At 45.5% G+C, this 26,047-nt stretch carries 23 protein-coding genes; 19 read left to right on the forward strand and 4 right to left on the reverse strand.

Annotated elements, in window-relative coordinates:
- Positions 1-3 precede the first annotated feature (3 nt).
- The 15 genes from ACXAGK_RS03275 (at position 4) to ppnP (ending at position 14,614) form a co-directional block, all read left to right on the forward strand.
- Positions 4-870, forward strand: coding sequence for a MinD/ParA family protein (locus ACXAGK_RS03275; RefSeq protein ID WP_118489983.1), 867 nt, complete (start codon positions 4-6; stop codon positions 868-870).
- Complete coding sequence (locus ACXAGK_RS03280) at positions 867-1,598, forward strand: RNA polymerase sigma factor FliA (protein WP_118489982.1); 732 nt, start codon at positions 867-869, stop codon at positions 1,596-1,598. The genes ACXAGK_RS03275 and ACXAGK_RS03280 overlap by 4 nt, the downstream gene beginning before the upstream one ends.
- 36 nt (positions 1,599-1,634) lie before the next feature.
- Complete coding sequence (cheY, locus tag ACXAGK_RS03285; protein ID WP_025254383.1) at positions 1,635-2,018, forward strand: chemotaxis response regulator CheY; 384 nt, start codon at positions 1,635-1,637, stop codon at positions 2,016-2,018.
- 34 nt (positions 2,019-2,052) lie between these two features.
- Positions 2,053-2,808, forward strand: a complete 756-nt coding sequence (locus ACXAGK_RS03290) for a protein phosphatase CheZ (RefSeq protein ID WP_474854077.1) — start codon at positions 2,053-2,055, stop codon at positions 2,806-2,808.
- A gap of 12 nt (positions 2,809-2,820) precedes the next feature.
- Entirely contained in the window at positions 2,821-5,097 is a 2,277-nt protein-coding gene (locus tag ACXAGK_RS03295) for a chemotaxis protein CheA (RefSeq protein WP_474854079.1), read from the forward strand.
- 28 nt (positions 5,098-5,125) lie between these two features.
- Positions 5,126-6,256: a protein-glutamate methylesterase/protein-glutamine glutaminase gene (locus ACXAGK_RS03300; protein WP_474854081.1), complete on the forward strand. Its 1,131-nt coding sequence runs from the start codon at positions 5,126-5,128 to the stop codon at positions 6,254-6,256.
- Between the two features lie 28 nt (positions 6,257-6,284).
- Entirely contained in the window at positions 6,285-7,049 is a 765-nt protein-coding gene (locus ACXAGK_RS03305; protein WP_474808183.1) for a ParA family protein, read from the forward strand.
- 7 nt (positions 7,050-7,056) lie between these two features.
- Positions 7,057-7,863: a chemotaxis protein CheW gene (locus ACXAGK_RS03310; protein ID WP_474854083.1), complete on the forward strand. Its 807-nt coding sequence runs from the start codon at positions 7,057-7,059 to the stop codon at positions 7,861-7,863.
- A gap of 17 nt (positions 7,864-7,880) precedes the next feature.
- Complete coding sequence (locus ACXAGK_RS03315; protein WP_136780770.1) at positions 7,881-8,372, forward strand: chemotaxis protein CheW; 492 nt, start codon at positions 7,881-7,883, stop codon at positions 8,370-8,372.
- Between the two features lie 59 nt (positions 8,373-8,431).
- A complete protein-coding gene (locus ACXAGK_RS03320) occupies positions 8,432-8,866 on the forward strand; it encodes a DUF2802 domain-containing protein (RefSeq protein ID WP_474854085.1) in 435 nt (144 codons plus the stop codon).
- A gap of 120 nt (positions 8,867-8,986) precedes the next feature.
- Positions 8,987-9,925 (forward strand): homoserine O-succinyltransferase MetA, encoded by a 939-nt coding sequence (gene metA / locus ACXAGK_RS03325; protein ID WP_474854086.1) that lies wholly within the window; start codon positions 8,987-8,989, stop codon positions 9,923-9,925.
- Positions 9,926-9,928: 3 nt separating this feature from the next.
- Positions 9,929-10,996, forward strand: a complete 1,068-nt coding sequence (locus ACXAGK_RS03330) for a homocysteine S-methyltransferase family protein (protein WP_474854088.1) — start codon at positions 9,929-9,931, stop codon at positions 10,994-10,996.
- 9 nt (positions 10,997-11,005) lie between these two features.
- Complete coding sequence (metH, locus tag ACXAGK_RS03335) at positions 11,006-13,630, forward strand: methionine synthase (protein ID WP_474854090.1); 2,625 nt, start codon at positions 11,006-11,008, stop codon at positions 13,628-13,630.
- 23 nt (positions 13,631-13,653) lie between these two features.
- Positions 13,654-14,244, forward strand: a complete 591-nt coding sequence (locus ACXAGK_RS03340) for a DUF938 domain-containing protein (RefSeq protein WP_474854092.1) — start codon at positions 13,654-13,656, stop codon at positions 14,242-14,244.
- Between the two features lie 85 nt (positions 14,245-14,329).
- A complete protein-coding gene (gene ppnP, locus ACXAGK_RS03345) occupies positions 14,330-14,614 on the forward strand; it encodes a pyrimidine/purine nucleoside phosphorylase (RefSeq protein ID WP_474854094.1) in 285 nt (94 codons plus the stop codon).
- A gap of 104 nt (positions 14,615-14,718) precedes the next feature.
- Here ppnP and ACXAGK_RS03350 read toward each other — a convergent pair whose 3' ends face one another.
- Together ACXAGK_RS03350 and ACXAGK_RS03355 are read right to left on the reverse strand one after the other, a co-directional pair.
- The gene (locus ACXAGK_RS03350) at positions 14,719-15,615 is read right to left on the reverse strand and encodes a LysR family transcriptional regulator (protein WP_474854095.1); all 897 of its coding nucleotides are present in this window, start codon (positions 15,613-15,615) and stop codon (positions 14,719-14,721) included.
- A gap of 16 nt (positions 15,616-15,631) precedes the next feature.
- Positions 15,632-16,600: a hydrogen peroxide-inducible genes activator gene (locus ACXAGK_RS03355; RefSeq protein WP_474808162.1), complete on the reverse strand. Its 969-nt coding sequence runs from the start codon at positions 16,598-16,600 to the stop codon at positions 15,632-15,634.
- Between the two features lie 159 nt (positions 16,601-16,759).
- On the opposite strand from ACXAGK_RS03355, the gene ACXAGK_RS03360 reads away from it, so the two are divergent.
- The 4 genes from ACXAGK_RS03360 to betI all read left to right on the forward strand — a co-directional run bounded on the left by ACXAGK_RS03360 (position 16,760) and on the right by betI (position 22,387).
- On the forward strand, positions 16,760-17,413 hold the full coding sequence (locus ACXAGK_RS03360; RefSeq protein ID WP_474808160.1) for a carbonic anhydrase: 654 nt from the start codon (positions 16,760-16,762) through the stop codon (positions 17,411-17,413).
- Between the two features lie 11 nt (positions 17,414-17,424).
- Positions 17,425-19,059, forward strand: coding sequence for a SulP family inorganic anion transporter (locus tag ACXAGK_RS03365; RefSeq protein ID WP_474808159.1), 1,635 nt, complete (start codon positions 17,425-17,427; stop codon positions 19,057-19,059).
- A gap of 256 nt (positions 19,060-19,315) precedes the next feature.
- The gene (locus tag ACXAGK_RS03370) at positions 19,316-21,739 is read left to right on the forward strand and encodes a TonB-dependent receptor domain-containing protein (protein WP_474854098.1); all 2,424 of its coding nucleotides are present in this window, start codon (positions 19,316-19,318) and stop codon (positions 21,737-21,739) included.
- A 72-nt stretch (positions 21,740-21,811) separates the two neighbouring features.
- Positions 21,812-22,387, forward strand: coding sequence for a transcriptional regulator BetI (gene betI / locus ACXAGK_RS03375; RefSeq protein ID WP_474808155.1), 576 nt, complete (start codon positions 21,812-21,814; stop codon positions 22,385-22,387).
- A gap of 240 nt (positions 22,388-22,627) precedes the next feature.
- Here the strand turns inward: betI and ACXAGK_RS03380 are convergent, their stop codons facing one another.
- Entirely contained in the window at positions 22,628-24,700 is a 2,073-nt protein-coding gene (locus ACXAGK_RS03380) for a M13 family metallopeptidase (protein ID WP_474854478.1), read from the reverse strand.
- On the reverse strand, positions 24,690-25,979 hold the full coding sequence (locus ACXAGK_RS03385) for a GNAT family N-acetyltransferase (protein WP_474854099.1): 1,290 nt from the start codon (positions 25,977-25,979) through the stop codon (positions 24,690-24,692). Before ACXAGK_RS03385 ends, ACXAGK_RS03380 begins: the two co-directional genes overlap by 11 nt.
- Between the last annotated feature and the right edge of the window lie 68 nt (positions 25,980-26,047).

Raw genomic sequence — 26,047 nt, forward strand, 5'->3', positions numbered from 1 at the left:
AGTATGATTGACGATCAAGCGAGTAGCTTAAGAAAAATGAAGCAATCACGGTTAATCAAAGTAATCGCCGTCACCGGTGGTAAAGGTGGCGTCGGTAAAACAAACATTACGCTTAACACTGCTATCGCCATGGCGAAGCAGGGCAAGCGTGTAATGGTTCTTGACGCGGACCTTGGTCTTGCAAACGTAGATGTGATGCTAGGCCTGCGAGTTGAGAAAAACCTATCTCACGTACTCTCTGGCGAGTGCACGTTGGACGAGGTTTTAGTAACCGGCCCCCACGGTATTAAGATTGCGCCCGCCACATCTGGTACGCAGTCAATGGCGGAACTCTCACCCACACAGCACGCTGGCTTGATAAGAGCGTTTAGCGAGCTGCGTTCTCAAATAGACGTATTAATAGTCGACACCGCTGCTGGCATTTCAGATATGGTATTAAGCTTTTCTAAAGCCTCCCAAGATATCATGGTGGTGGTTTGCGATGAGCCAACATCACTAACTGATGCGTATGCGCTGATAAAAATCCTTAACCGTGAGCACGGTGTTTTTCGCTTTAAAGTTGTGGCCAATATGGTTCGCGATGTGCGAGAAGGTCAGGAATTATTTAGCAAATTAAGCAAAGTGACAGGGCGTTTTCTTGATGTTGCACTAGAATTAGTGGCGACGGTGCCATTTGACGAAAATATTCGCAAAGCTGTGCGTAAGCAAACAGCTATTGTTGATGCTTTTCCAGGCTCTCCTGCAGCCGTAGCGATAACCAAGCTAGCAAACAGGGCGCTTACTTGGCCTATTCCAGCGCAGCCTGGAGGTCACTTAGAATTTTTCATTGAACAATTAGTTGCAGAAAAAGCCGTAGGAAGTCAACGTTGAACAGCAAGGCAGCCGCTTATCAACAGCAAACAGATAAATCGCAGTTAGTCGAAAGACATGCGCCTCTGGTTAAGCGTATTGCGCACCATTTGATGGCGCGCCTGCCTGCGAGTGTACTTGTTGATGACCTTATCCAATCAGGCATGATTGGTTTGTTAGAGGCCGCTCGAAACTTTGATGGGTCAAAAGGCGCAAGCTTTGAAACCTTCGCAGGTATCCGCATTCGCGGTGCCATGCTGGACGAAATACGCAAAGGTGATTGGACGCCACGTTCTGTTCACCGAAATGGTCGCGCAATAACAGAAGCGATATCTCAGGTAGAAAGTGAAACTGGGCGCGACGCACGAGATTCTGATATTGCTGACAAGCTTAATGTGAGCTTGCAGGATTATCACCAGATGCTCAATGAAGTAAATGCCGGGAAGTTGGTCGGCATTGAAGATTTAGGTGTGTCGGAAGATGTGATCACTACCGAGCAAAGTCGAGGCAGTGATGCACCGTTAGAAGATTTAATGCAGGGCGCATTTCAAAAAGCGCTGGCCCATGCAATAACGACATTACCCGAGCGAGAAGCGATTGTTCTTTCACTTTACTATGATGAAGAACTAAACTTAAGAGAAATAGGCGAGGTTCTCGACGTAAGTGAGTCGAGAGTCAGTCAAATTCATAGTCAAGCCATGTTAAAACTCAAATCACGAATGAAATCGTGGCAAGCTGACGAAGAATAGAAATTAAAAACAATTAACCCCTCAGTGGAGGCTATTTTGGACAAAAGCATGAAAATTCTCGTGGTCGATGACTTTTCAACCATGAGACGTATCATCAAAAACCTACTCAAAGACTTGGGTTTTGCCAACATTCAGGAAGCGGATGACGGAAGCACTGCATTACCTATGTTACAACAAGGCGATTTCGACTTTGTTGTTACTGATTGGAACATGCCTGGTATGCAGGGTATAGATTTGCTCCGCGCGATTAGAGCCGATGACAAACTTAAGCATTTGCCAGTACTTATGGTGACCGCCGAAGCGAAGAAGGAACAGATCGTTGCCGCCGCCCAAGCGGGTGTGAATGGTTACGTCGTTAAACCTTTCACCGCGGCAACGCTTAAAGAAAAATTAGATAAAATATTCGAACGTTTAGGTTGATCCAGACGCTCACCAGATAAATGAGGTTTACTGGATGTCAACGAATGTAAACGTTCCAATATCGTTAGAAGAAGCAAAGCAGCTTGTCACTTTTCTCGAAGAAGGTGACAAGGCTTCAGCTAACGCACTACTTGAAGCCGTCTCAATGAAAGAAAACGTTGAGCTATTCGCTGAAGTAGGCAAGTTAACGCGTCAACTCCACGACGCATTAAACAACTTTCAAATAGACGACCGCATCAAAAATCTAGCTACAGACGATATCCCTGATGCCCAGTCCCGCCTTACCTACGTAATTGAAGAAACCGAAAAAGCTGCTAATACTACTATGGATGCCGTTGAGGCGAGTATGCCCATCGCTGAACTGCTATCGGAGCGGATCGAAAAGGTTATGCCAGAGTGGAAAAAGCTGATGAACCGCCAAATCGAGTTGGGTGAGTTTAAGGTTTTATGTGCAGACTTAGACGAATTGTTGGAAGACGGTTCGAATCAGTCGGCTAAACTTACACAGTTACTTACAGAAGTTTTGATGGCACAAGGTTATCAAGACTTGACTGGACAGGTTATTCGTCGCGTTATCGACTTGGTTAAAGAAGTCGAAGATAGCCTTGTAAACATGCTTACTATGTTTGGCGAACGGGACGGTGCAGAACAAACTAAACCTTCCAGCGTTAAGGCCGATAAGGTTGATGGTGTAGAGGCAGAAGGCCCAATTATTGATGCTGACAAACGAGATGACGTCGTTTCAGGTCAAGATGATGTAGATGATCTTCTGTCTAGCTTAGGTTTTTAGGGGAGCGGGTGCATGTCGTTTGATGTTGACGAGGAAATATTACAGGACTTTCTAGTTGAGGCTGGAGAGATACTTGAACAATTACAAGAACAGCTCGTTGATCTTGAGAACAATCCTGAAGACGCGGACTTGCTTAACGCAATTTTTCGCGGCTATCACACAGTAAAAGGGGGAGCGGGCTTCCTTTCTCTTACTGAGTTAGTTGAAATTTGTCACGGTGCTGAAAACGTCTTTGACGTTATGCGCAATGGCCAACGAACGCTAACGCCTGAGTTAATGGATATCATTTTGCAAGCCACTGATGTGGTAGTTGAAATGTTTGAACGAGTAAAAGCACAAGAGCCGCTAGAGCCGGCAGATGCACACCTCGTCGACCTGTTACACAAACTCAGTCGCCCAGAATCTCCAGATGAAAACATCTTCGACAATGCAAGTGCGCCTGCGGCGGAGCCAGAAGTTGTCGCGGCTGAGCCCGCGGTCGTTGCAGAAGAGCCCGAGCTAGCTATAGATGAACCAGTGCCAGCAGCGTCAGGTACCAGTGAAAATAGCGGGGGTATAGAAGAAATTACCGAAGATGAGTTTGAAGCTCTTCTTGATGAGCTTCATGGAGGTGGTGCTACAGGACAAGCTGCATCAACCAATACAGAACCCGCCAAACCGGAGCCTGCGCAAACGTCAGCACCAGCGGCGAGCACTGACAGTGATGACATTACTGATGAAGAGTTCGAAGCACTGTTAGATGATCTGCACGGAAAAGGTCAGTTTGGTGGGGACGAAAAAAGTGCTCCAGAACCAGTATCAGCAACTGCTCCGGCAAGTAGTGCCGGAGATGAAGAAATTACCGACGATGAATTTGAAGCACTGCTTGATCAGCTTCACGGCTCTGGTCAAGGTCCAACTAAACAAGGCTCTGCTCCAGCGGCCCCTGAACCTCCGGTAGACAAAGCGGCTACCGAAGCTGTTCAAAAAGCAAAGCAAGCCGCGTCGAGTGCCCCGGCTGCGCCTAAGGCGAAGCCAGAACCTAGTGCAGCGAGCCCAGCTAAAACGAGCAAAGCAGCTGCGCCAAAAGCGCCTGCCAAGAAAGATGATAAAAAAGGGGCTCCTGCTCCACCACCTGCTGAGACAACAGTACGTGTAGACACTAAGCGTTTAGACCAAATTATGAATATGGTCGGCGAACTCGTACTCGTTAGAAACCGACTGATAAGTTTGGGGATCAACAGCAACGATGAGAGCATGTCAAAGGCCATTGCTAATCTAGATGTAGTGACTGGAGACTTGCAAGGTGCGGTAATGAAAACCCGCATGCAGCCTATCAAGAAAGTGTTTGGCCGTTTTCCTCGCGTTGTACGTGACCTGGCTAGAAGCTTAAAGAAAGAAATTACCTTAGATCTTGTAGGTGAAGAGACAGACTTAGATAAAAACTTGGTTGAAGCATTGGCCGACCCGCTCGTGCATTTGGTGCGAAACTCTGTCGACCACGGGATAGAAATGCCTGATGATCGTGCAGCGGCAGGTAAGCCTCGCATGGGTACGGTTCAGCTATCAGCATCTCAAGAGGGCGACCATATTCTTCTTACTATCGAAGACGACGGTAAAGGTATGGACGCCGAAAAGCTAAAAGAGATCGCAATTAGCCGCGGCGTATTGGACGTAGACGCAGCAGCACGCATGTCTGATGTTGAAGCGTTTAATCTTATTTTTGCACCTGGCTTCTCTACTAAAACCGAAATCAGCGATATTTCAGGTCGTGGTGTGGGCATGGACGTGGTTAAAACTAAGATTAACCAGCTCAACGGTACCATCAATATCGACTCGCAGTTAGGAAAAGGTACACGATTAGATATCAAGGTACCGCTAACGCTCGCGATTCTACCTACGTTAATGATTGTTGTAGGAAAACAGACCTTTGCGTTACCATTAGGTGCGGTGAACGAAATAATAAACATGGACATCAAGAAGACCAATACGGTAGATGGCCAGCTAACAATGATAGTTCGTTCAAAAGCAATTCCGTTGTTCTTCCTTGGTGAATGGTTAATCCGAGGCCCCAAAAATATAAATAAAGAAAAGGGGCATGTTGTTGTGGTGCAAATTGGTACTCAACAAGTAGGGTTTGTCGTAGACGCGCTGATAGGCCAGGAAGAAGTGGTTATTAAACCACTCGATGCATTGTTGCAAGGTACGCCTGGTATGGCTGGCGCAACAATTACTTCAGACGGTGGTATTGCATTAATTTTAGATGTTCCTAGCCTGCTCAAACGGTACGCGCGTAAACCTATAAAGTAAGGCGATGAATTAACAGGAATGATAATCCATGGTCTTTAAAGTCCTAGTCGTGGACGACTCGACTTTCTATCGCCGTCGAGTAAGAGAAATTCTCGAAGGAGATAGAGAGCTTGAGGTTGTAGGTGAAGCAAGAAACGGACGTGATGCATTAGACAAGGCGGAAGCTCTTAAGCCTGATGTAATAACAATGGACGTTGAAATGCCTGTTATGGATGGTATTTCCGCCGTTAAGGCAATTATGGATAAACGTCCTACACCAATTTTAATGTTTTCATCGTTAACGCATCATGGCGCTCAGGCAACGCTAGATGCGTTAGAAGCAGGCGCACTCGATTTCTTACCCAAGAAATTCGAAGATATAGCCCAAGATAGAAAAGATGCTTCGCGGTTACTTTGCACTAAAGTCAGGTTGATCGCGCGAAGAGGGTTAGGCGTTAAGCGCCCATCTCTTCGCACCGCCGAGACGAGAAAACTCCCTGACAATGCGCCCAAACAGGCTTTTTTCAAAACATCGGGTTTACTTTCAGGCCATAAAGGCGCCGACAAACAGCCTACCGTTTCCTCAGTGAGGGCAACGGGTAAGCAATACAGGTGTTTAGCTATTGGGGCGTCCACAGGTGGGCCTGTTGCACTTCAAAAAGTGCTTTCTCCACTACCTGCAGATTTTCCTTATCCTATTTTACTTGTGCAGCATATGCCTGGGACTTTCACTACTGCATTTGCACAGCGTTTAGATAGCAACTGTAAAATTAAAGTGAAAGAAGCAGAGCATGGCGATATTTTAGCACCAGGGCACGCTTATCTTGCCCCGGGAGGAAAGCAAATGTTGCTTGAATTTATCGGTAGCAACAAGCGAATTTCCATCGTTGATGCAAGCCAGTCTGATAAGGTGAATTATAAGCCAAGCGTAGACCTGACCTTTAGCTCGTTGGCTAAAGTTTATGGTGGCGACGTGCTTGGTATCATCTTAACGGGTATGGGCGCAGACGGTAGAGAGGGCTGTCGGATACTCAAGGATAAGGGGGCGACTATTTGGGCGCAAGACCAAGACTCCTGTGTGGTTTACGGTATGCCTCAAGCTGTCGCTGTGGCTAATATATCGAGTAAAAATATTAATATCGATGATATAAGCAGTTGCGTTCAAACCGAAATGCGATAGCAGTTTGAACAGTAATGGAACAGTAATTATGAAAGTGTGGACTGTGGCAAATCAAAAAGGCGGGGTAGGTAAAACTACCACAACCGTAAGCCTTGGCGGCTTGCTAGCTCAAAAGGGCAAGCGAGTGCTCATGATAGATACCGATCCCCACGCATCGCTTAGTTACTATTTTGGTATTGATGCAGAAGCGACAAGCCATTCTGTTTACGACATTTTTATTAAGTCTAACGAGATTACTGCCGATAATGTTATGGACTGTCTCAGTCCTACAAAACTCGACAATTTATATGTGCTACCCGCAACCATGGCATTGGCGACGTTAGACCGAACCATGGGAAGCGAGCAGGGGATGGGCTTAGTGCTAAAAAAAGCACTTGCTAAAATAGCCGATGAGTTCGACTTTGCTATCATCGACTGCCCGCCTGTATTGGGCGTGTTAATGGTTAATGCCTTAGCGGCATGCGATAAGGTTATTGTTCCGACTCAGACAGAATATTTGGCACTTAAAGGCTTAGATAGAATGATACGCACTATGGAAATAATGGGGCGTTCATTAAATAAGTCTTTTGATACTCTGATCATTCCTACTTTGTTCGATAAACGAACAAACGCCGCATTAGCGTCGAGAAAGCGCTTAATGAGTGATTACGGTGAACGTGTGTGGGAAGGTGTTATCCCGGTGGATACTCATTTTAGGGATGCGAGTTTGGTGCAGCTTCCTATCTCTGCTGCGTATCCAAAGACAAGGGGTGTAAATGCCTACAATAAACTGTTAGCCGTATTGGAGAAATAACAAAACCATGAGCAAGCAATCGCCATTTGCCCGTGAAGAAGTGATGGAGGCATACCTAGACAGTCTTCTGAAAGAGCCCGAAACTCCGGAAGATGTGACTGCGCGCACGGCAAAATTGCTTGAGCAGGCCTCTCAGCAGATGGCTGAGTCAGCCCTTGTCTCAACGGCTAGCGATAGCGAAGCGCACGTCGACAAAGAAGAAGTGTTAGCTGAAGAGGTTTCTTCGTTAATTGAAAGTCAAAATTTAAAGACGATTGATACCGAAAAGCCGCATTCATACGTTGACGTACCTGTTCAGGCAGAAAAAGAAAGTGAGGTTAGTACTCCTGAGAGTTTAAAAACGCCACTAAAGGATACTCTCGGTTTCCGCTTTCAGGCGCTATTCTTTGAGGTTGCAGGGCTAACACTTGCGGTTCCCTTAACTTCGCTAGGGGGGATCCACCAAATTGAAAAAATAGGCCCTTTATTTGGAAAACCTGACTGGTTTATGGGTGTAATGTTGCACAGAGAGTCTAAACTAAGTGTTGTTGACTCTGCAAAATGGGTAATGCCAGAAAAATACGACGAAAATCTCGCACAATCGCTCAACTACCGATATCTTATAATGTTAGGAGAGAGTGCGTGGGGACTAGCAAGCGAAAAGCTTGTAAACACGGTCAATTTGACTACCGATGACGTAAAATGGCGCGAGTCCACAGGTAAACGTCCCTGGTTAGCAGGGATGGTTAAAGAAAAAATGTGTGCGCTAATTGACGTTGAAGAATTAATATCTATGCTTAACAAAGGCTTAGGCAGTAACGACCAGACGCCATAGTATTGGGAGCCAGGTTCATGAGCGATGAAAGAATGAATAATAACGCTAGCGACAGTAACGATGAAGTCCTTCAATGGGTGACGTATCGCTTAGGTGAAGAAACGTACGGTATTAACGTAATGCAAGTACAAGAAGTACTGCGTTATACCGAAATAGCCCCTGTACCCGGTGCGCCTGATTATGTGCTTGGTATTATTAACTTGCGTGGTAACGTGGTAACCGTCATTGATACCCGTGCGCGTTTTGGGCTACCACCAACGGAAATCACAGACAACACTCGTATAGTGATCATAGAGTCGGACGAACAGGTTGTCGGTATCTTAGTGGATAGTGTCGCAGAAGTGGTGTACTTAAAATCTTCAGAAATCGACAGCGCCCCTAACGTTGGTACTGAAGAAAGCGCTAAATTTATCCAAGGGGTTAGCAATCGTGATGGCGAACTGCTTATTCTTGTTGATTTAAATAAATTGCTCAGCGACGAAGAGTGGGATGAGCTTAGCAATATCTAAATAATGATTAGGCGGCATGTATTGTCTATGTCGCCTCCATTTCCCCAAGGGTTATGTCCATGGAATGGCAGCTTGCTGCACCTACCTTAATTGAACTTATTTTGTGCGGCTTTATCGTTGTGCTTGCTGTTACGGTAAGTACTCTATATTCGCACGTTAAGCAGTTACGTACAGCTTTAAGCGATAGTGAGCAAAATAGTGCTTCTGCAATTGCGCGAGCAGAAGCGCTCGCTAAAGATGCAAATAACCAACAAACCGAGGCGCAAGCACGCACATTGGTCATTACTCGCCACATTCAAGAGCTAGACGAAAAACAAACTGATATTGAAAATCAGCTTCGAGAGCTCAAACTTCAAGATCCTTCCCTACGCCTATATCAACGTGCTGCAGACTTAGTTAAGCAAGGTGCCAGCATCGACGAAATTATTGAGGCTTGTGACATTCCTCGCGCTGAAGCTGAGATGTTAGTGATGGTGCATAAGCAAAACGGCTAGTTGTTTGTATCGATAGGCTCGCCTTTAAAAGAAACGTTTAGACGTCTAGACGTAAAGATGTTGACATATTGCCAGTTATAGACACAATACAGGTATTGTAATTTATCACTGGAGCCCTCTATGCCAATTCGTATTCCTGAGCAGTTACCCGCGCAGAACGTACTACAAGGTGAAAACATTTTTACCATGGACATGGACAGGGCTGCCAATCAGGATATTCGTCCTCTTGAAGTCGGCATTCTTAATTTGATGCCGAACAAGATAGAAACAGAAGTGCAGTTGCTTCGCCTGCTATCGAATACGCCGCTGCAAATAAACGTAGACTTGATTCGCATTGATAATCAAGCACCCAAAAATACTCCCCAGTCACACATGGATGCTTTCTATCACGACTTTTCAGCAGTCGCGAATAAGAAATACGACGGCCTTATTGTTACTGGTGCGCCTCTAGCGCTTATCGACTATGAGGAAGTGAAGTATTGGGACACCATGACCACCATATTGGAGTGGGCACAGCGACACGTTAACTCTACTCTATATTTATGTTGGGCTGCCCACGCGGCTATGTATCACTTCTATGGCATAACCCGAGAGATCAGAGACGAAAAGTTTTCTGGTGTTTTTCAACATAAAGTGAACGACCCTAACAATGAATTATTAAGGGGCTTCGACCCAACTTTTCACGCTCCCCATTCTCGCTACGGGCATATCGATACTTCGCTGTATAACAGTGTTGAAGGCCTTAGCGTTGTGGCAGAATCTGAGGACGTGGGTGCCTATATAGTAGCGTCAGAAGACAAGCGAATGGTGTTTGTAACAGGTCATCCAGAATATGACCCTGATACGCTCAAAGACGAATACTTACGGGATATTGCCGCGGGTCAAACGCCGGTAATGCCAAAAAACTATTTTGAAGGGGATGATCCAGCCAAGTCTCCTATTGTACAGTGGCGCTCGCATGGCAGCCTATTGTTTACAAACTGGCTGAATTATTATGTCTATCAGACCACGCCTTACGATTTAAGTCAGCTTGCTGAAAAGTCACAGCCAAAGAGGTAGCACGTGAGCCAAAGACCAATTTCTAGCGCGCAGGCAACGCTTACAGAAGCCGCTAAAAAACGCATTCTTATATTAGACGGTGCGATGGGCACCATGATCCAACGCCACAAGTTGGAAGAAGAAGATTACCGCGGGACACAGTTTGCAGACTGGCACTGCGACGTAAAGGGTAATAACGACCTATTAGTACTTACCCAGCCAGACATTATTTATCAGATTCACTGTGATTATTTTGAAGCTGGCGCAGATATTATAGAAACCAATACGTTTAACGCCACGACTATCGCTATGGCCGATTATGATATGCAGGCTCAATCACGGGATATCAATGTGGCTGCGGCTAAATTAGCGCGTAAAGCTGCCGATGAATTCACAGCTAAAACCCCCGAGAAGCCCCGTTTCGTTGCCGGTGTACTAGGTCCAACAAACCGCACCGCTTCAATCTCACCGGATGTTAATGACCCAGGTAAGCGCAACGTCACGTTTGACGAACTAGTGGAGGCGTATAGCGAATCTACCGAAGCCCTTATTGAAGGCGGTGCTGATTTAATCATGCTTGAAACTATTTTCGATACATTAAACGCGAAAGCGGCAGCGTTTGCCGTAGAGTCGGTATTTGAAAAGCTCGGTAAGTCTTTCCCCGTGATGGTATCAGGTACTATCACAGATGCTTCAGGGCGTACGCTCTCTGGTCAAACCGCAGAAGCGTTTTATTACTCAATGCGACACATTAGCCCGTTTTCCTTCGGCTTAAACTGTGCACTTGGACCGGATCTTTTGCGCCAGTACGTAGATGAAGTGGCTAATGTGAGTGAGTGCTTCATATCCGCACACCCTAATGCTGGCTTACCAAACGAATTTGGTGAATACGATATGGAAGGGCCAGAGATGGCCGAACACATCAAAGAATGGGCGCAGTCAGGGCTAGTGAACATCGTAGGGGGCTGTTGTGGCAGTACCCCAGAGCATATTCGCGATATTGCTAACGCGGTTGAAGGAATCGCGCCACGCAAGATTCCCGAATTTAAACCTAAAATGCGTTTGTCAGGCCTAGAGCCGTTTGTACACTAGGAGGGCATTATGAGCGCAGAATTTTCTACATTTATTAATATCGGTGAGCGCACCAACGTTACAGGCTCTGCTCGCTTTAAACGTCTGATTCTTGAAGGTGATTATGAAACCGCGCTTGATGTCGCAAGACAGCAGGTAGAAAACGGTGCCCAAATCATTGATATCAATATGGATGAGGCCATGCTTGATTCAAAGCAGGCCATGATCACTTTTCTAAATCTGATTGCCTCTGAGCCAGATATTAGCCGAGTTCCCATTATGATCGACTCGTCTAAATGGGAAATTATCGAAGCCGGGCTTAAGTGTGTACAAGGTAAAGCGATAGTTAACTCGATTAGCTTAAAAGAAGGTGAAGAACTCTTCTTAAATCAAGCTAAGCTAATAAAGCGCTATGGTGCTGCAACCGTAGTGATGGCCTTTGACGAAACTGGCCAGGCCGACACACAAGCCCGCAAGGTTGAAATTTGTCAGCGTAGCTACAAGCTTTTGACTGAAGAAGTTGGTTTTTCGCCTGAAGATATTATCTTCGACCCCAATATTTTTGCCGTAGCGACGGGGATTGAAGAACACGATAATTACGCGGTTGATTTTATCGAAGCTACCCGTGAGATACGTAAAACCTGTCCGTATTCCCATATTTCTGGTGGCCTTTCTAACATCTCTTTCTCTTTCAGGGGCAACAACCCAGTGCGCGAGGCTATGCACTCGGTGTTTCTGTACCACGCTATTCGCGCCGGTATGGATATGGCTATTGTGAATGCAGGTCAGCTAGAGGTATATGACGAAATACCAGCAGAGCTTCGCGATGCAGTGGAAGACGTTATTTTAAACCGCAGAAGCGATGCCACCGAACGTCTGCTTGATATAGCCCCTAATTATCAAGGTGATGGTAAGGCTGCCGCGAAAGAAGATTTAAGCTGGCGCGAGCAAGAAGTGAATAAGCGCTTAGAGCATGCGCTTGTTAAGGGCATCACCGATTATATTATTGAAGACACTGAAGAAGCGCGTCAGCAAGCTGAGCGTCCTTTACACGTTATCGAAGGGCCATTAATGGATGGCATGAACGTAGTTGGGGATTTATTCGGTGAAGGTAAGATGTTCCTTCCGCAGGTAGTAAAGTCGGCTCGTGTAATGAAAAAGGCGGTAGCCCATTTACAGCCATACATTGAAGAAGAAAAGTCAGACGATGCTAAAAGCAACGGTAAAATTCTTCTCGCTACGGTAAAAGGTGATGTTCACGATATCGGTAAAAATATCGTAGGCGTGGTACTTCAGTGTAATAACTTTGAAGTGATTGATCTTGGCGTGATGGTTCCAGCGGCAACAATTTTACAAACCGCTAAAGATGAAAACGTTGATATGATTGGTTTGTCAGGCCTTATTACGCCATCACTTGATGAGATGGTTCACGTAGCCAAAGAAATGGAACGTCAAGGCTTTGATATTCCTTTACTTATTGGTGGGGCGACGACGTCTAAAGCGCATACCGCAGTAAAAATTGAACAAAATTACCATGCGCCTGTGGCTTATGTTCCAAATGCAAGTAGAGCAGTAGGCGTATGTCAGCGTCTTCTAAACAAAGCGTCTCGCGATATTTATGCAGAAGAACTGGCAAAAGAATACGATACGGTACGTGAACAGCACGCCCGTAAAAAGCCGCGCAGCAAGCCGGTGACGTTAACTCAGGCCAGAGAAAACGCTTTTAAGCCAGATTATACGACTTTGCCTGTAAAACCTGCGAACTTAGGTGTAACACCGGTAACCGCCGATTTAGCTACGCTACGCAACTACATTGATTGGACGCCATTTTTCTTAACTTGGTCTTTAGCAGGAAAATACCCGCGTATACTCGAGGATGAAGTAGTAGGAGAGCAGGCACAGTCACTGTTTAACGACGCCAACGCCATGTTAGATAAAGTTATCGAAGAGAACAGTCTTCAGGCGAAAGGCGTTATCGGTTTGTTTCCTGCTAACCGCGTTGATGACGATGTTGAGATTTATACCGATGAATCTAGAAGTGAGGTTCAAGGCGTTGCCCATCATCTGCGTCAGCAAACGCTAAAAGACAAATTCGCCAACTATTGCCTGGCAGACTTTGTTGCCGAGAAATCCAGCGGCATAAACGACTATGTAGGTGCTTTTGCGGTCACCGGTGGTATAGGTGAAGACGAGTTAGCAGATAGTTATATTCAGGCTGGCGACGACTACAACGGTATTATGGTCAAAGCCGTGGCAGACAGATTAGCCGAAGCGTTTGCAGAATATCTACACGAACAAGTACGTAAGCACTACTGGGGCTACGCCGCTGACGAATCATTAAGTAACGAAGAACTGATACGAGAAAAGTATCGGGGCATTCGACCTGCACCCGGTTATGCAGCGTGTCCAGAACACACTGAAAAGCAGCTCATTTGGGATCTGCTATCAGCAGAGCAGCACACAGGTATGAAGCTAACCGAAAGCTATGCTATGTGGCCGGGAGCTTCGGTATCCGGATGGTATTTTGCTCACCCTGATTCGAAATATTTTGCTGTTGCTAAAATTCAAGCCGACCAGGTAGAAGATTACGCCACACGTAAAGGCTGGACGCTAGAAGAAGCTGAAAAGTGGTTAGGGCCTAACCTAAGTGATTAATACTAATAAGGCAGGGAAGGTATATGCAAATCGAAAAGCCTTTTAGTCAGGCCTGTGAAAACAACAAGCGCGCTATTTTGAGCGTGCTTGAACGTACATTTGCTAACTGCCGACAAGTTTTAGAGATAGGAAGCGGTACGGGGCAACACGCCGTATTTTTGGCTGAACACTTGCCCCATCTTATTTGGCACACAAGCGATCAACCACACTACCACGAGGGTATTGCCGCTTGGCTGAGTGATGCAAGTGTGGGTAATGTGAAACCTCCCATTGCATTCACTGTGGGGCAAGATGTATTTCCCAACCTCGACGTAGACGGCATTTTTACGGCAAACACCGCACACATCATGCAGAAAGAAGAGGCAAAGCTACTCATGGAATCAGTAGCGTTGCACTTACCTAAAGGGGGCATATTTTGTCAGTATGGCCCTTTTACACACAGCGGTAAATTTACCTCTGAAAGTAACCAAGCCTTCCACGCTTCGCTCTTAGCGCGTGGCTGTGGTGGTTACCGCGATATCAACGAGCTTACTGCTTGGGCAGGCGAGTTAAGCTTGCAAGATATTATCGATATGCCCGCCAACAACCATATGCTTATTTGGAAAAAGCGCTAAATAAGTACCAGGGCTGTGGTGATTTGCCTTACGAATAGTTAAAGCAAAGAGCAACAGCAACAGCCCTCACATCAAAGGAGTAACTATGAGCTTTAAAGTAAACCATTATTTCGACAACAAAGTGAGCTCAATTGGGTTTGAATCTGCAAACGGCCCTTGTACGTCAGGGGTAATGTCACCAGGTGAATATTCTTTCTCTACCTCTCATAAAGAGTTAATGAAAGTGGTAGAAGGTGAGCTAGTGGTTAAGTTACCGAGAAGTGACGATTGGCAATCTTTCGCAACGGGTACCAGTTTCAATGTGCCTGCCGATGCATCTTTTGACGTAAAAGTGTCTACGCCTACCGCTTATCTTTGCTTTTACAGCTAGACGTTGAAGACCTAATAGCTACGCAACTTGACCTTCTATATCATTATTGCGTAGCATTTTAGTTACCTAATTTATCTTTAATAAAACACGAAGCGCGAAATAACCTACTTATTACCTAGCGAAAGTGTTTGGGACATTGCGATAAAGTCATCTACAAATCCCAACACGTCAGTAGCGGTGCGATGGCCCAGATAAAGGGTTTTAGTCACACCCGCTTCACCCATAGATTTCGTGCATAGCAGTTCACTTTCCTTTGCTTCTTCAACAAGCCACTTAGGCAAAGCAGTAACACCACGTCCCGCAGCAACCATTTGCAAAATAATTTCAGTAGTTTCAATGGTTTTGTGCTGTTTTGCCGTGCAGTTGGCGGGAGTAAGAAAGTGCGTGAATATGTCTAGGCGACTATGCTCAACCGGATAAGTTATAAGGGTTTCATTACTTAAGTCTTTTGGCGTTACAAATGACTTTTCTGCTAAGTTATGATGTTTATCCATAACCAGTACTTGCTCGTATTCAAATACGGGGGTGTAGGTAATAGTGTCTAGATGCAGTGGGTCTGGCGTAAGTAAAATGTCTATATCGTACCCGTGTAGTGCTTGTAATCCGCCAAACGAAAATGCACGGCGTACATCAACATCAACATCGGGGAAGGCCTTTAAAAACGGCGCGACAACTTTTAACAGCCATTCGAAGCATGGGTAGCATTCCATCCCAATACGCAATATGCCTTGTTTTCCGTCGGCAAACTTTTGAAGCTGGGCTTCGGTGTGTTCAAACTGTGGTAAGACCCTGTGGGCAAGACCTAAAACACTTTGACCGGCTTGGGTGAGCGTTAGCCTTCTGCCTTCTTTTTTCCAAAGCGGCACGTCAAAATGCGCTTCTAATTTCTTCATCGCGTGACTTAACGCTGATTGGGTAAGAAAAAGCGATTTTGCTGCTTCCGTCATGGTACCTTCAGCGTCAATCGCTCGTACTATTTTTAAATGGTGTCTATCAATCATAGTGGCTATATTTAGATTAACGTTTCTGAGGTGAACTAGACGCGGAGCTAACAATAGTGACTGCGTCAGAAAGACGAGATTCGATGATCTCCTTTATGATAATAGAGATCTCTCTAAAGGTTTTCCTGCCTGGCGCCGTGTTTCTCCATGCCAAAGAGTGCTGACGCTCTATGGGCATATCTGCGATTTCACACACATGCAGTGCTTCAGGTTTGTGTAGCTCTGAATGTATGTAAAGACCAGGCAAAAAAGCCACACCCATCCCCATTACTACCATTTGGCGCAAAGTATCTAGGCTGGTTCCTTCGTAATCACGCTGTAAATCGGCACCAATTTCATCGCAAATACGCTGTACTTGATGGTGAAAATGATGACGGTCTTCTAGCGTTAGTACTTTTTCACCACTTAATTCTTCTGGTTTAACATAGGCCTCACCCGCTAATTTATGATCGGATGGTGTGACAAATTTCAACGGCTCTTTGAAAAGTGGCTGGGTTATCAACTGTGAGTTCTCGCCCGAAAGTGGCGATAAAATTAAGTCATACTCGCCCCGCAAAAGACCATGCTGTAGGGCATTAGGCGCGCCTTCACGTACGTAAAAACGCAAGCCAGGTTTACGTTTGTGTAAATCGGGCAAAACGAAAGGGAGCAAATAAGGGCCAAGTGTTGGGGGAATACCCAATCGGAATGTCACCGTTTCCCCCTGAGACAAGTCACGAGCAATTTCGCCGAACCTCTGAGAGGCCTGTAATACTTCTTCAGCCGCATCTAGCAGCGCTTTACCTTGTGGTGATAAAAGCGTGCCGGTGCGTGAGCGCTCAAATAAAGTTAAGCCTAAAAGGTTTTCCAGTGCACTAATTTGACTGGTCAGAGTAGGCTGACTAATTCCTAGTATTCCCGCAGCCTGTCTGAAGCTCAAGTACTTAGCCACAGCTACAAAATAGCGGATTTGGTTTATTGACGGGGTCTTTCCGTTAAATTGCATGGTGAAAATAGCCTTCTCTTACTAGACTTATAATTGATGATGTTTTGGTTGTGATAGTATTTAGCTATCGCGAGTTAGTATATTAAACTATTAATCTATCAGGTGAAACTGGCGTAATTACATAATCATTACAATTATTAAAAAAATTGGGAGTTATATATGGATCACGTTATCTCTGGTGTGGCTAAATTTCAGAAAGAAGTTTATCCGAACAAAAAGGCTACGTTTCAAAAGTTAGCAAACGGCCAAAACCCAGAAGTGCTTTTCATTACGTGTTCAGACTCACGTATCGACCCTAACCTCGTAACACAAACTGACCCAGGCGAACTTTTCATTTGCCGTAACGCAGGCAATATCGTTCCTCCTCACAGTAATCAAACCGGTGGCATGACAGCATCTATCGAATTTGCAGTTGCTGCACTGGGCGTTTCTCACATTGTTATTTGTGGTCACACCGACTGTGGTGCGATGAAAGGTGCGATTAACCCAGAAGGTTTGAGTTCGTTGCCACACGTTAAAGAGTGGCTAGGCCATTGTCGTGTGGCAACTGACGTAGTTAAAGAACGCTGCGGTCATTCAGATTTGTCGCTAGAAGATTTAGAAGCGGTAACAAAAGAAAATGTTGTTCAACAAATTCAGCATCTTCGTACTCACCCGTCTGTTGCTGCGAAAATCGCTACAGGCCAGGTTAAGCTACACGGATGGGTTTACAACATCGGCGAAGGTGATGTGCTTTGCTACAACGCTGAAAGCGGTGAGTTTGAAGCCATGGACCAGAGCGCTGCTGAAGCACAGCTTTCGCGTGGTGAATAAGGTCAAACACTATGGTTAAAATTAATCTCTCTAATTTACGAGGCGATTTTACCGGCGGTTTAACAGCCGGTATCGTTGCTTTGCCACTGGCGCTTGCGCTGGGTGTAGCGTCAGGTCTTGGCCCAATGGCTGGTCTTTACGGTGCTATCGCCGTTGGCTTTTTTGCTGCACTGTTTGGTGGAACGCCTGCGCAAATTTCAGGTCCTACAGGGCCAATGGTGGTGGTACTTGCAGGCCTATTTGCAAGCCTTTCTGGCGATGCCAGTCTTATATTCACAGCGGTGATATTGGCGGGTATATTCCAAATTGTTTTTGGTGTGCTTGGCGTAGGTCAATATATCCGCTTGGTTCCCTATCCGGTAATCTCAGGCTTTATGTCGGGCATTGGTGCTATAATCATCATCCTCCAATTGGGCAGACTGTTGGGTCATGAGCCTCCAGGTGGGACGATTGGCGCACTGTCTTACCTACCTACAGCCCTTGCTGACATTGACTTTGCTACCCTTGCATTAGGTTTAGGTACATTAGTCATTGCCTACAAATGGCCACCTCAATTAGGCAAGTATGTGCCAGGTGCACTTGCTGCGTTAATCATAGGCACGCTAGTAAGTTTGGCGCTTTCAGTACCAATTCTTGGCGATATTCCTACAGGTTTACCAAGTCTTCACCTACCAGTTTTTGACCAAAGTAAGGCACTGCTAATTCTTGAAGCAGCGTTCATTCTTGCTGTACTGGGCGCTATCGATAGTCTATTAACGTCACTTGTTGCTGATAACATGACACGTACTCGTCACGACAGTAATAAAGAGTTAATCGGTCAAGGTATTGGTAACACCTTTGCTGGTCTTATTGGCGGTATCGCGGGCGCGGGCGCGACCATGCGTACGGTTGTTAATATCCGCAGCGGTGGTAAATACAACATTTCAGGTATGGTCCACGCGCTTGTTTTGCTTGCAATCGTATTAGGACTTAGCCCGTTAGCAGCGCAAATTCCTCACGCAGTACTTGCTGGTATTCTGGTTAAAGTTGGTTTAGATATCATCGACTGGAGCTACCTGAAACGTGCACACAAAGGACCGCGCTGGGACTTCGGCCTAATGATTATGGTGCTTGCACTAACGGTATTTGTAGACTTGATTACAGCGGTTGGCGTGGGCGTTGTATTTGCTGCACTTGCATACGTTAAGCAAATTGCGCAGCTTCAAATTGAAGAACTTAAAAAGATCCCTGAGTCGCTAAACGACCCTAAAGAGAATGAGCTTTTAGAGTCACTTAAAGACAAAGTTTCAATCTTTAGCTTTGGTGGACCACTAAGCTTTGGCGCTGCCGCCGATTTAGGTCACCACGTTCGTGAGCGCGTGAAGCCGGGTTCTAAAGTCACCATACTAGACTTCTCGCGTGTTCCACTTATGGATGTATCGGCAGCAATGGCAGTTGATACGGTAACATCAGACGCACTTGCAGCTGGACGACAGCTTGTAATTTGCGGTGCTAATGCTGAAGTTAACAAAGTGCTTGAGGGCGTAAATGAAGCCCATCCAGGTATACCTAACTTCGAGACTCTTCACGACGCTTTGCTTTATGCAAAAAAGCAAGTAGCCGGGACTGAAAGCAACACGAGTTTTCAAGCCGCAACGCAATCGTAATAAGAGTTTGATGTAAACAAAACCTTTCCCTTTTTTAGCCCTCCTCTGGAGGGCTTTTTTATACCCGCAGCTTAATTTTTCCTGTAGCACGGCGATTTATTGAGGAAAGTTTACAACTTCCAAGTCGAATTGAGCACAGCCTTCCAGGAAGAATTTAGTAATTTAATTAATTGATTGTTCAATTAAACTTAACCTAAGTGTAACAATATCCACCTAAAGTAGTGTGCAAACAATACACAACTACTTTGGGAAACACATGAAATCACACAATAAATTATCTATAGCAATACTTGCTGCCCTTTCATCTATGGCTGCATCGTCACAAGTTTTGGCGGAAGAGGCGGAACGTGCAGAGGAAGAGCGTATAGAAGAAATTACGGTTGTCGGACGTAGCGTTTCTTACGCAAATAACGCAACCAGCGACGATATGTTTAAACAGCAGGCAAATCTTAGCAGTGTTTTAGCCGCGGTGGACAATTTACCCGGCGTACTCATTAACGAAGGCGATACCTTTGGGGCTGATGATTGGTCAACCTCTATCGTCATTCGTGGGTTTCAGGTAAACCTAAACGAACAGCAAATAGGTATGACGGTAGATGGCATTGCCAACGGTAACTCAAATTACGGCGGTGGCGCTAAAGCAAATCGCTATATCGATACTGAAAACGTAAATGGTGTAGAAGTGTCACAGGGTACTGCAGACATCGCTTCTCGTTCTCATGAAGCATTAGGCGGCACACTAAACTTCACCACCATAGACCCGTCGATGGAGCAAGGCTTGGTCACTAGCGTAACCGCTGGTGAATTTGATGCATCTAAATACTATGTTCGTTATGAAACGGGTGAAATATTCAAAGACACTTACGCTTGGATAAGCCTTTCAAGTCAAGAAAGCTCTGACTTTATGCAGCAGGCGGCGGAAAATACCCGTGACCATTTAGCGATGAAGTTTATCTCTACCGTCAATGACGTGTCTCTTACAGGTTACCTGTCTTACGATGATACTCACGAAGACAACTATCAGCGCATCTATGGATTAGCGCAATATGAACAAAACCCAGATTGGGATCAGTTAACTGACGAGTGGACAGGCGTGCCGTATCAGGATCAGGCATATCGCCGCGGTTGGTCTACGCTACGCGAAAATTTATTCGCCTATTTACAGGCAGAGTTTACGATTGGTCAGGTCGACTTTATGACCAACGTGTATTATCACGACAATGAAGGGCGTGGTGAGTGGGTGCCTCCATATATCGTTGATGTTACTGATGACGGCGCAGAAGGCCATTCAGAACTTGTTGTTGGCAACACGGTATTTGGCGGGCAAGAACTCGGACAAATTTACTTTGTGGATAGACAAGGCAATCAGTTAAGCCCTATTGAAGGTTGTCAAAGTTCACTAACTTTCCCTTATGGCGGTGCAGGTGCACAGTACGATCCTGGCTGTCACGAGCAAGGGGCTATCCCAGTGGGCTCTTATCGTCATACCCACTATAACAAACAGCGTATAGGTCTTAACGCTGATGCCGTTTGGTACACAAAGATTGGTGATTTTGATAATACGGTTCGATTTGGTATTTGGTGGGAAGATTACGATCGTGATGAATCACGTGACTGGCACAAAATTACCAACTCATCTATCAGTGTAGATTATGACAACGTACCTTATTGGGTGCAGTACGACAGAACATTCCCGGTTGATACTCTGATGTACTATGTGGAAGACGAGCTAGATTTAGGTTTTGCGCGCATCCGCGCGGGTGCGAAGAAATTTAACGTCGATATTGAAAAAACGGACAACTTTGATTCAGCTAACAATTTATCGGTGAATACTGATTCAGATACGCTGTTTTCAGCCGGTATTGTCGCACCATTGCCATTTGAAGGATTAGAAGTCTTTGCTGGTTACGGTGAAAACTTTGCGGCAATTAAAGACGCGCAGCTAGAGCGCAACGATACCGACCTCCGTTTTATAAAGCCAGAAACCGCTGACAACATCGACGTGGGTTTCCGCTATGCATCACCAGGCTTCAATGCCAGTGTGACCTACTACAATATTGAGTTTAACGACCGTATCCAATTTACCAGTAACGAAACTTCAGAGGGAATAGACTTTCTTGAAGCGGCCGCTGGTGGTTACAAAAACGTGGGTGGTATAGAGTCTAGCGGTTTTGAAATTTCAGCAGACGTTATGCTAACCGATGAGTTCTCATTGTTTACCTCCATCACTCTAAGCGATTCTGAATACGTTGCTACGGTAGGAAGTTCAGGCACGGAGTACGATACGCTTGACGATGCGCTGGCAGCCATTGCTGACCCTGAAAACCCAGAAGTGTCACTGGTAGCTATTGAAGGTAATACGGTTATCGGTACACCTGATACTATGGCTGTAGTGAGCCTTGATTGGGCACGCGATAACTACTTTGCTGGTTTGTCTACAAAGTACGTTGATAGTCGCTACTTGGATATTGATAATGCCGCACAAGTTGATGACTACATAGTTAGCGACTTCTATATTGGCGGTTTTATCGAAAACATTGGCCCAGGTGTTGAAGAGTTGGAAGTGCGTTTAACAGTAAACAATCTTTTTGATGAAGACTATGCGTCTACTATCGCCCCAGGTGCATTTTGGATTGGCGCACCTCGCGCTGTTGCAGTCAACGCACGCTTAACCTTTTAATCGTGATATCATACCTGCGACAGCATAGCGCTGTTGCAGGTTATTTTTAGATTTAAGGTTTGGAGTTGTAGCATGCCCAAGGTGGGAATGGAGCCAGTTCGTAAGAAGCAATTAATTGAAGCAACGCTAGAAGTGATGGCAGAAGTGGGCTATCACGGAACAACGATTAGCTTAATTAGTAAAAGAGCTGGGCTTTCTTCAGGGATAATCAGTCACTATTTCGGTGATAAGCAAGGGTTAATTGAAGCAACCATGCGTCACCTTCTTGATGCGCTTAAAATCTCGCAGCGCATTAATGATCCGCTAGAGCGTATTGACTTCATCATTGAGAACAACTTTTCGCAAACGCAAGGGGCAAGTTCAGCCACCAATACTTGGTTTAACTTTTGGGCGCTATCGCTACACAATGAAGGCCTGCACCGTTTGCAAACTATTAACCATAAACGCTTAGAACGTAACTTAGCGTTTAGCTACCGCATGTTACTTCAACCGGAACAGGTTAAAAATGCTGCTGCGTCCACCGCCGCACTCATTGATGGGTATTGGCTGCGCTATTCTATGGGAAGCGTAGGGAACGGGGATTTTTCGGAAGCTGTGGTGCGCTGTAAGCAGTACGTTCGCGATTTAGTGGCTCAATACGGAAAATAAACACGTATAGAGAAGATAAAAAGTAACCGCAAGATAAATAAGCACTTGCTGTTACTTTAGAAAAACCACTGAGCGAATACTGAGTAGAAAATCTAAAAAAGGGCGGTTCGAGATAAATAGAACCGCCCTTTTAAATTATCTACACTTTTTCAATGAACTTTAGCGTAATTGGCGCCAGACACAAGCCGCTATCCGGCGCGAGAATCTAGCATGAGCTCACTAAGTGATTAACTCAACGAATTACCAAATTCTTACACGCTCTTCTGGCGCAAGATAAAGTGCATCGCCTGGCTTCACATCAAACGCCTCATACCATGCATCGTGGTTTCTTGGCGCTTGAGCACGATAACGGCCTGGTGCGTGTGTACCTGCACGTAGTTGGTTAAGCATGCTTTCTTCGGTGCGCTTTTCTTTCCACACTTGTGCCCAAGCTAGGAAGAAACGCTGGTCGCCTGTTAGGCCGTCAATGACCGGCGCCTCTTTGCCGTTAAGGCTAAGCTTATAGGCGTGGTAGGCCATAGCTAGACCGCCTACATCGCCAATGTTCTCACCCAAGCTGTTGCGACCGTTTACGAAGTTACCCTCGATAGGCTCGTATTGGCTGTATTGCTCGGCTAGCATGTCTGCTTTTTCTTCAAATGCTGCACGGTCGGCATCTGTCCACCAGTTGCGCTGAATACCGTTTGCATCAGATTTTGAACCTTGGTCGTCAAAACCGTGGCCCATCTCATGACCAATTACCGCACCAATAGCACCGTAGTTTACAGCAGCATCGGCATTAGGGTCGAAGAATGGCGGTTGTAAAATAGCCGCTGGGAATACAATTTCATTGAACGAACTATTGTAGTAGGCGTTAACGCGCTGCGGTGTCATACCCCAGCGGTTGCGGTCAGTTTTTTCTAGCTCGCGCTCTACCGACTGGTCTTGGAAGAAAGTACGCAGGTTGCGCACGTTGCCCACTAAGTCTTTGTTGCTAATGGTTACGCCGTCGAAAGACTGCCACTCGTCTGGGTAGCCAATTTTAGGGTTAAACGCCATTAGCTTTTCTTTGGCGTTAACCTTGGTTTCTTCGCTCATCCAGTCTAGGTTTTCAATACGCTCACCTAGCGCGGTACGCAAGTTCTCAACCAATTCCGCCATTTGCTCTTTTGAGCTCTCTGGGAAGTATTCATTAACGTAAATCTTACCAATAGCAAAACCTAGAGATTCAGTGCCAGACATTTGGCTAACTGCGCGCTTCCAGCGAGGGCGTGGCTCTTGCTGGCCGCTTAGCGTGCGACCGAAAAAGTCAAAATTAGCTAGGTAGATATCTTCAGAAAGGAAGCCAGCGTTATTTGAAATAGTGTGATACTTCAAATAGGATTTCCAATCGGCTAAGTCAGCTTCGTTAATAATTTTAATAACGTCTTTTACAGGCTCTGGCTGTGAAATATTCAGCTCAGGCACTTTGTAGCCGGTTTGAGCAAAATACGTGTCCCAATCAAAACCTGGGTATGCGTCAGACAATTTACTACGCTCAATTTGGTTAAGCGTTAGGTCGCGGTCACGGCGTTTTTCGCGAGGCCACTGAATGTCTGCAATTTGTGTTTCAAGAGCAAGAATGTTCGCTGCTTTTTCTGCTGCGTTTTCTTCGCCTGCAAAATTAAGCATTTCCTCAATATGTGCTACATAAGCTTCGCGGATCTTAACAAAGCGTTCGCTATCGCTTAAGTAATAGTCACGATCAGGAAGGCCTAAACCACCTACACCAACGCTTAGCTGGTATTCGTTCGGATCAAGGCGGTTGTACCACATGCCACCATAAATAGGAGTACTTGAACCCACCAGCCAGCTATTACCAAACGCTTTGGTTAGGTCAGTTCTATTTTCGATGCTTTCTATCGAAGTTAGTACGTCCTGAATTGGCTCAATACCTTTTTCATTAATGGTATCGGTGTCCATATAGGCAACAAAGAAGTCATGAACAAGCTGCTCTTCTTCATTTAGAGACGTTTTCTCCATAAGCCCATCGATGATGTTTTTAACCTGCTCTTCACTGCGTTCCGCTAGACCAGTAAACGCGCCATAGCGGGTTTTATCTGCAGGAAGTTCATAGTTGTCGTACCATGTTCCGCTGGCGTACATAAAGAAGTCGTCACCAGGTTTTACTGCTTCGTTGCGCGCGCTTAAATCAACGCCGAAAGAACCTAGCTCTGCTTCACCTTTCGCCTCAACAGTGCTTTCCTGAGTTTGTTCTTTTGCTTGCTCAGGCTGACCGCAGCCTGCAAGGCCTAAAGATGCCGCAATCGCTACGGCTAAAAGTTTATGTTTCATCATTTTTCTCGTTGTGATTATAAGTGTCTTCGTTAGGTGCAGTGACACTCGTTGTTTTTAAAGTAGGCACAAATTCCTTGTTAAACGGTAAAGCATTCCGTGCCTGATTAAAATAGCTTGCGATATGCGGCGTTTCGCGCTGTAAAAAGTCTGCTACAGCACTGTGGAACGATGCATGTCTTAATTTGTGGTGTGAACGGCAATAAATAGGCTCGAAACCTCGAAGTATTTTATGTTCACCCTGGGTTCCGGGGTTGAATAACTCTAGCTTTTTCGAAATCGCAAATTCGATGCCTTCAAAATAACAGCAGGCAAAGTGTAACCCGTCTATTTCTTTAAGTGCTCCCCAGTATCTGCCATACAGCCCTGTTTCATCATAGAAAAATAGGGCGCTGGCTACCGCAACTTCATTTTCTATTGCAGTCACGATAAGCATGTTGTCACTCATGGTGTCGACAAGTTGCTCAAAGAACGCATCATTTAAATATCCCACGTGACCGCTGCGTTTTAAATAGGTTGCTTTGTAACACTTTGTGAAAAACTGCAGAGTTTCTGGGCTAATTTCACTTCCCGTATGGTGGGTAAATCGAACGCATCGGTCACTGAGTTTACGGCGACTTTTCTTTATGTCTTTCCTTTTGCGGGATGTCAGTGCGTTAAGAAAATCGTCGAAGTCACCATACCCGTAGTTATGCCACTGAAACTGAACGGCGTAACGGGTTAAATATCGCCTTGCAGCATGGATTAAATCCGAAGCTTGCGTTTCACTGCTAACTGAAAGTTGTGCCGATGTTCTCTCATTGGGGAACAGGTAGTGAAAAGAAGAAAGCTCTTCCCCAAACACTGATGCTACATACTCTGTCAAAGCATGCTCCAGTTTCTCCATAAGAGCGTGCGTTAGGGTTGCGCTATCATCGCAAAGTATCCTTGGGCCTGTAACCGGGGTGAAAGGAATTGCTGATATCCATTTAGGATAATAGTCGAGCCCGTGCTGCGCATATGCGTTGGCCCATGCATGGTCAAATACATACTCGCCATAGCTATGCGTTTTTAGAAAACCAGGAATAATGATGCTGACTTCTTCTTGGTGATCATGACTTAAAGCAATATGGCAAGGTTGCCAACCCGATTCATTTTTACACGAACCGCTGCTTTCCAATGCATGCAAAAACTCATAGGAAAGAAAAGGGCCCGCATTTTTTGCAAGTTGTTGCCAACGCTCTTTCGAAAGCTTTTCGATAGAATCTATTATTGTTATGCGATAGTCAGGTGCTGTCATGCAGTTAATATCATGTAGAGGTTTTGTGCGTAAAACGCTTAGATAGTCGCAATATACGAGTATTTAGC

This window comes from Alteromonas sp. ABM1_013, from assembly GCF_056160505.1.

What these genes read in the sequence shown, in the direction of transcription:
- ACXAGK_RS03370 (WP_474854098.1), top strand. Translation starts at nt 19,316, where the DNA reads ATGAAATCACACAATAAATTATCTATAGCAATACTTGCTGCCCTTTCA.
- ACXAGK_RS03295 (WP_474854079.1), top strand. Translation starts at nt 2,821, where the DNA reads ATGTCGTTTGATGTTGACGAGGAAATATTACAGGACTTTCTAGTTGAG.
- ACXAGK_RS03310 (WP_474854083.1), top strand. Translation starts at nt 7,057, where the DNA reads ATGAGCAAGCAATCGCCATTTGCCCGTGAAGAAGTGATGGAGGCATAC.
- metA (WP_474854086.1), top strand. Translation starts at nt 8,987, where the DNA reads ATGCCAATTCGTATTCCTGAGCAGTTACCCGCGCAGAACGTACTACAA.
- ACXAGK_RS03320 (WP_474854085.1), top strand. Translation starts at nt 8,432, where the DNA reads ATGGAATGGCAGCTTGCTGCACCTACCTTAATTGAACTTATTTTGTGC.
- ACXAGK_RS03350 (WP_474854095.1), bottom strand. Translation starts at nt 15,615, where the DNA reads ATGATTGATAGACACCATTTAAAAATAGTACGAGCGATTGACGCTGAA.
- ppnP (WP_474854094.1), top strand. Translation starts at nt 14,330, where the DNA reads ATGAGCTTTAAAGTAAACCATTATTTCGACAACAAAGTGAGCTCAATT.
- ACXAGK_RS03275 (WP_118489983.1), top strand. Translation starts at nt 4, where the DNA reads ATGATTGACGATCAAGCGAGTAGCTTAAGAAAAATGAAGCAATCACGG.
- ACXAGK_RS03340 (WP_474854092.1), top strand. Translation starts at nt 13,654, where the DNA reads ATGCAAATCGAAAAGCCTTTTAGTCAGGCCTGTGAAAACAACAAGCGC.
- ACXAGK_RS03355 (WP_474808162.1), bottom strand. Translation starts at nt 16,600, where the DNA reads ATGCAATTTAACGGAAAGACCCCGTCAATAAACCAAATCCGCTATTTT.
- ACXAGK_RS03305 (WP_474808183.1), top strand. Translation starts at nt 6,285, where the DNA reads ATGAAAGTGTGGACTGTGGCAAATCAAAAAGGCGGGGTAGGTAAAACT.
- betI (WP_474808155.1), top strand. Translation starts at nt 21,812, where the DNA reads ATGCCCAAGGTGGGAATGGAGCCAGTTCGTAAGAAGCAATTAATTGAA.
- ACXAGK_RS03365 (WP_474808159.1), top strand. Translation starts at nt 17,425, where the DNA reads ATGGTTAAAATTAATCTCTCTAATTTACGAGGCGATTTTACCGGCGGT.
- ACXAGK_RS03290 (WP_474854077.1), top strand. Translation starts at nt 2,053, where the DNA reads ATGTCAACGAATGTAAACGTTCCAATATCGTTAGAAGAAGCAAAGCAG.
- metH (WP_474854090.1), top strand. Translation starts at nt 11,006, where the DNA reads ATGAGCGCAGAATTTTCTACATTTATTAATATCGGTGAGCGCACCAAC.
- ACXAGK_RS03300 (WP_474854081.1), top strand. Translation starts at nt 5,126, where the DNA reads ATGGTCTTTAAAGTCCTAGTCGTGGACGACTCGACTTTCTATCGCCGT.
- ACXAGK_RS03385 (WP_474854099.1), bottom strand. Translation starts at nt 25,979, where the DNA reads ATGACAGCACCTGACTATCGCATAACAATAATAGATTCTATCGAAAAG.
- ACXAGK_RS03315 (WP_136780770.1), top strand. Translation starts at nt 7,881, where the DNA reads ATGAGCGATGAAAGAATGAATAATAACGCTAGCGACAGTAACGATGAA.
- ACXAGK_RS03360 (WP_474808160.1), top strand. Translation starts at nt 16,760, where the DNA reads ATGGATCACGTTATCTCTGGTGTGGCTAAATTTCAGAAAGAAGTTTAT.
- ACXAGK_RS03380 (WP_474854478.1), bottom strand. Translation starts at nt 24,700, where the DNA reads ATGAAACATAAACTTTTAGCCGTAGCGATTGCGGCATCTTTAGGCCTT.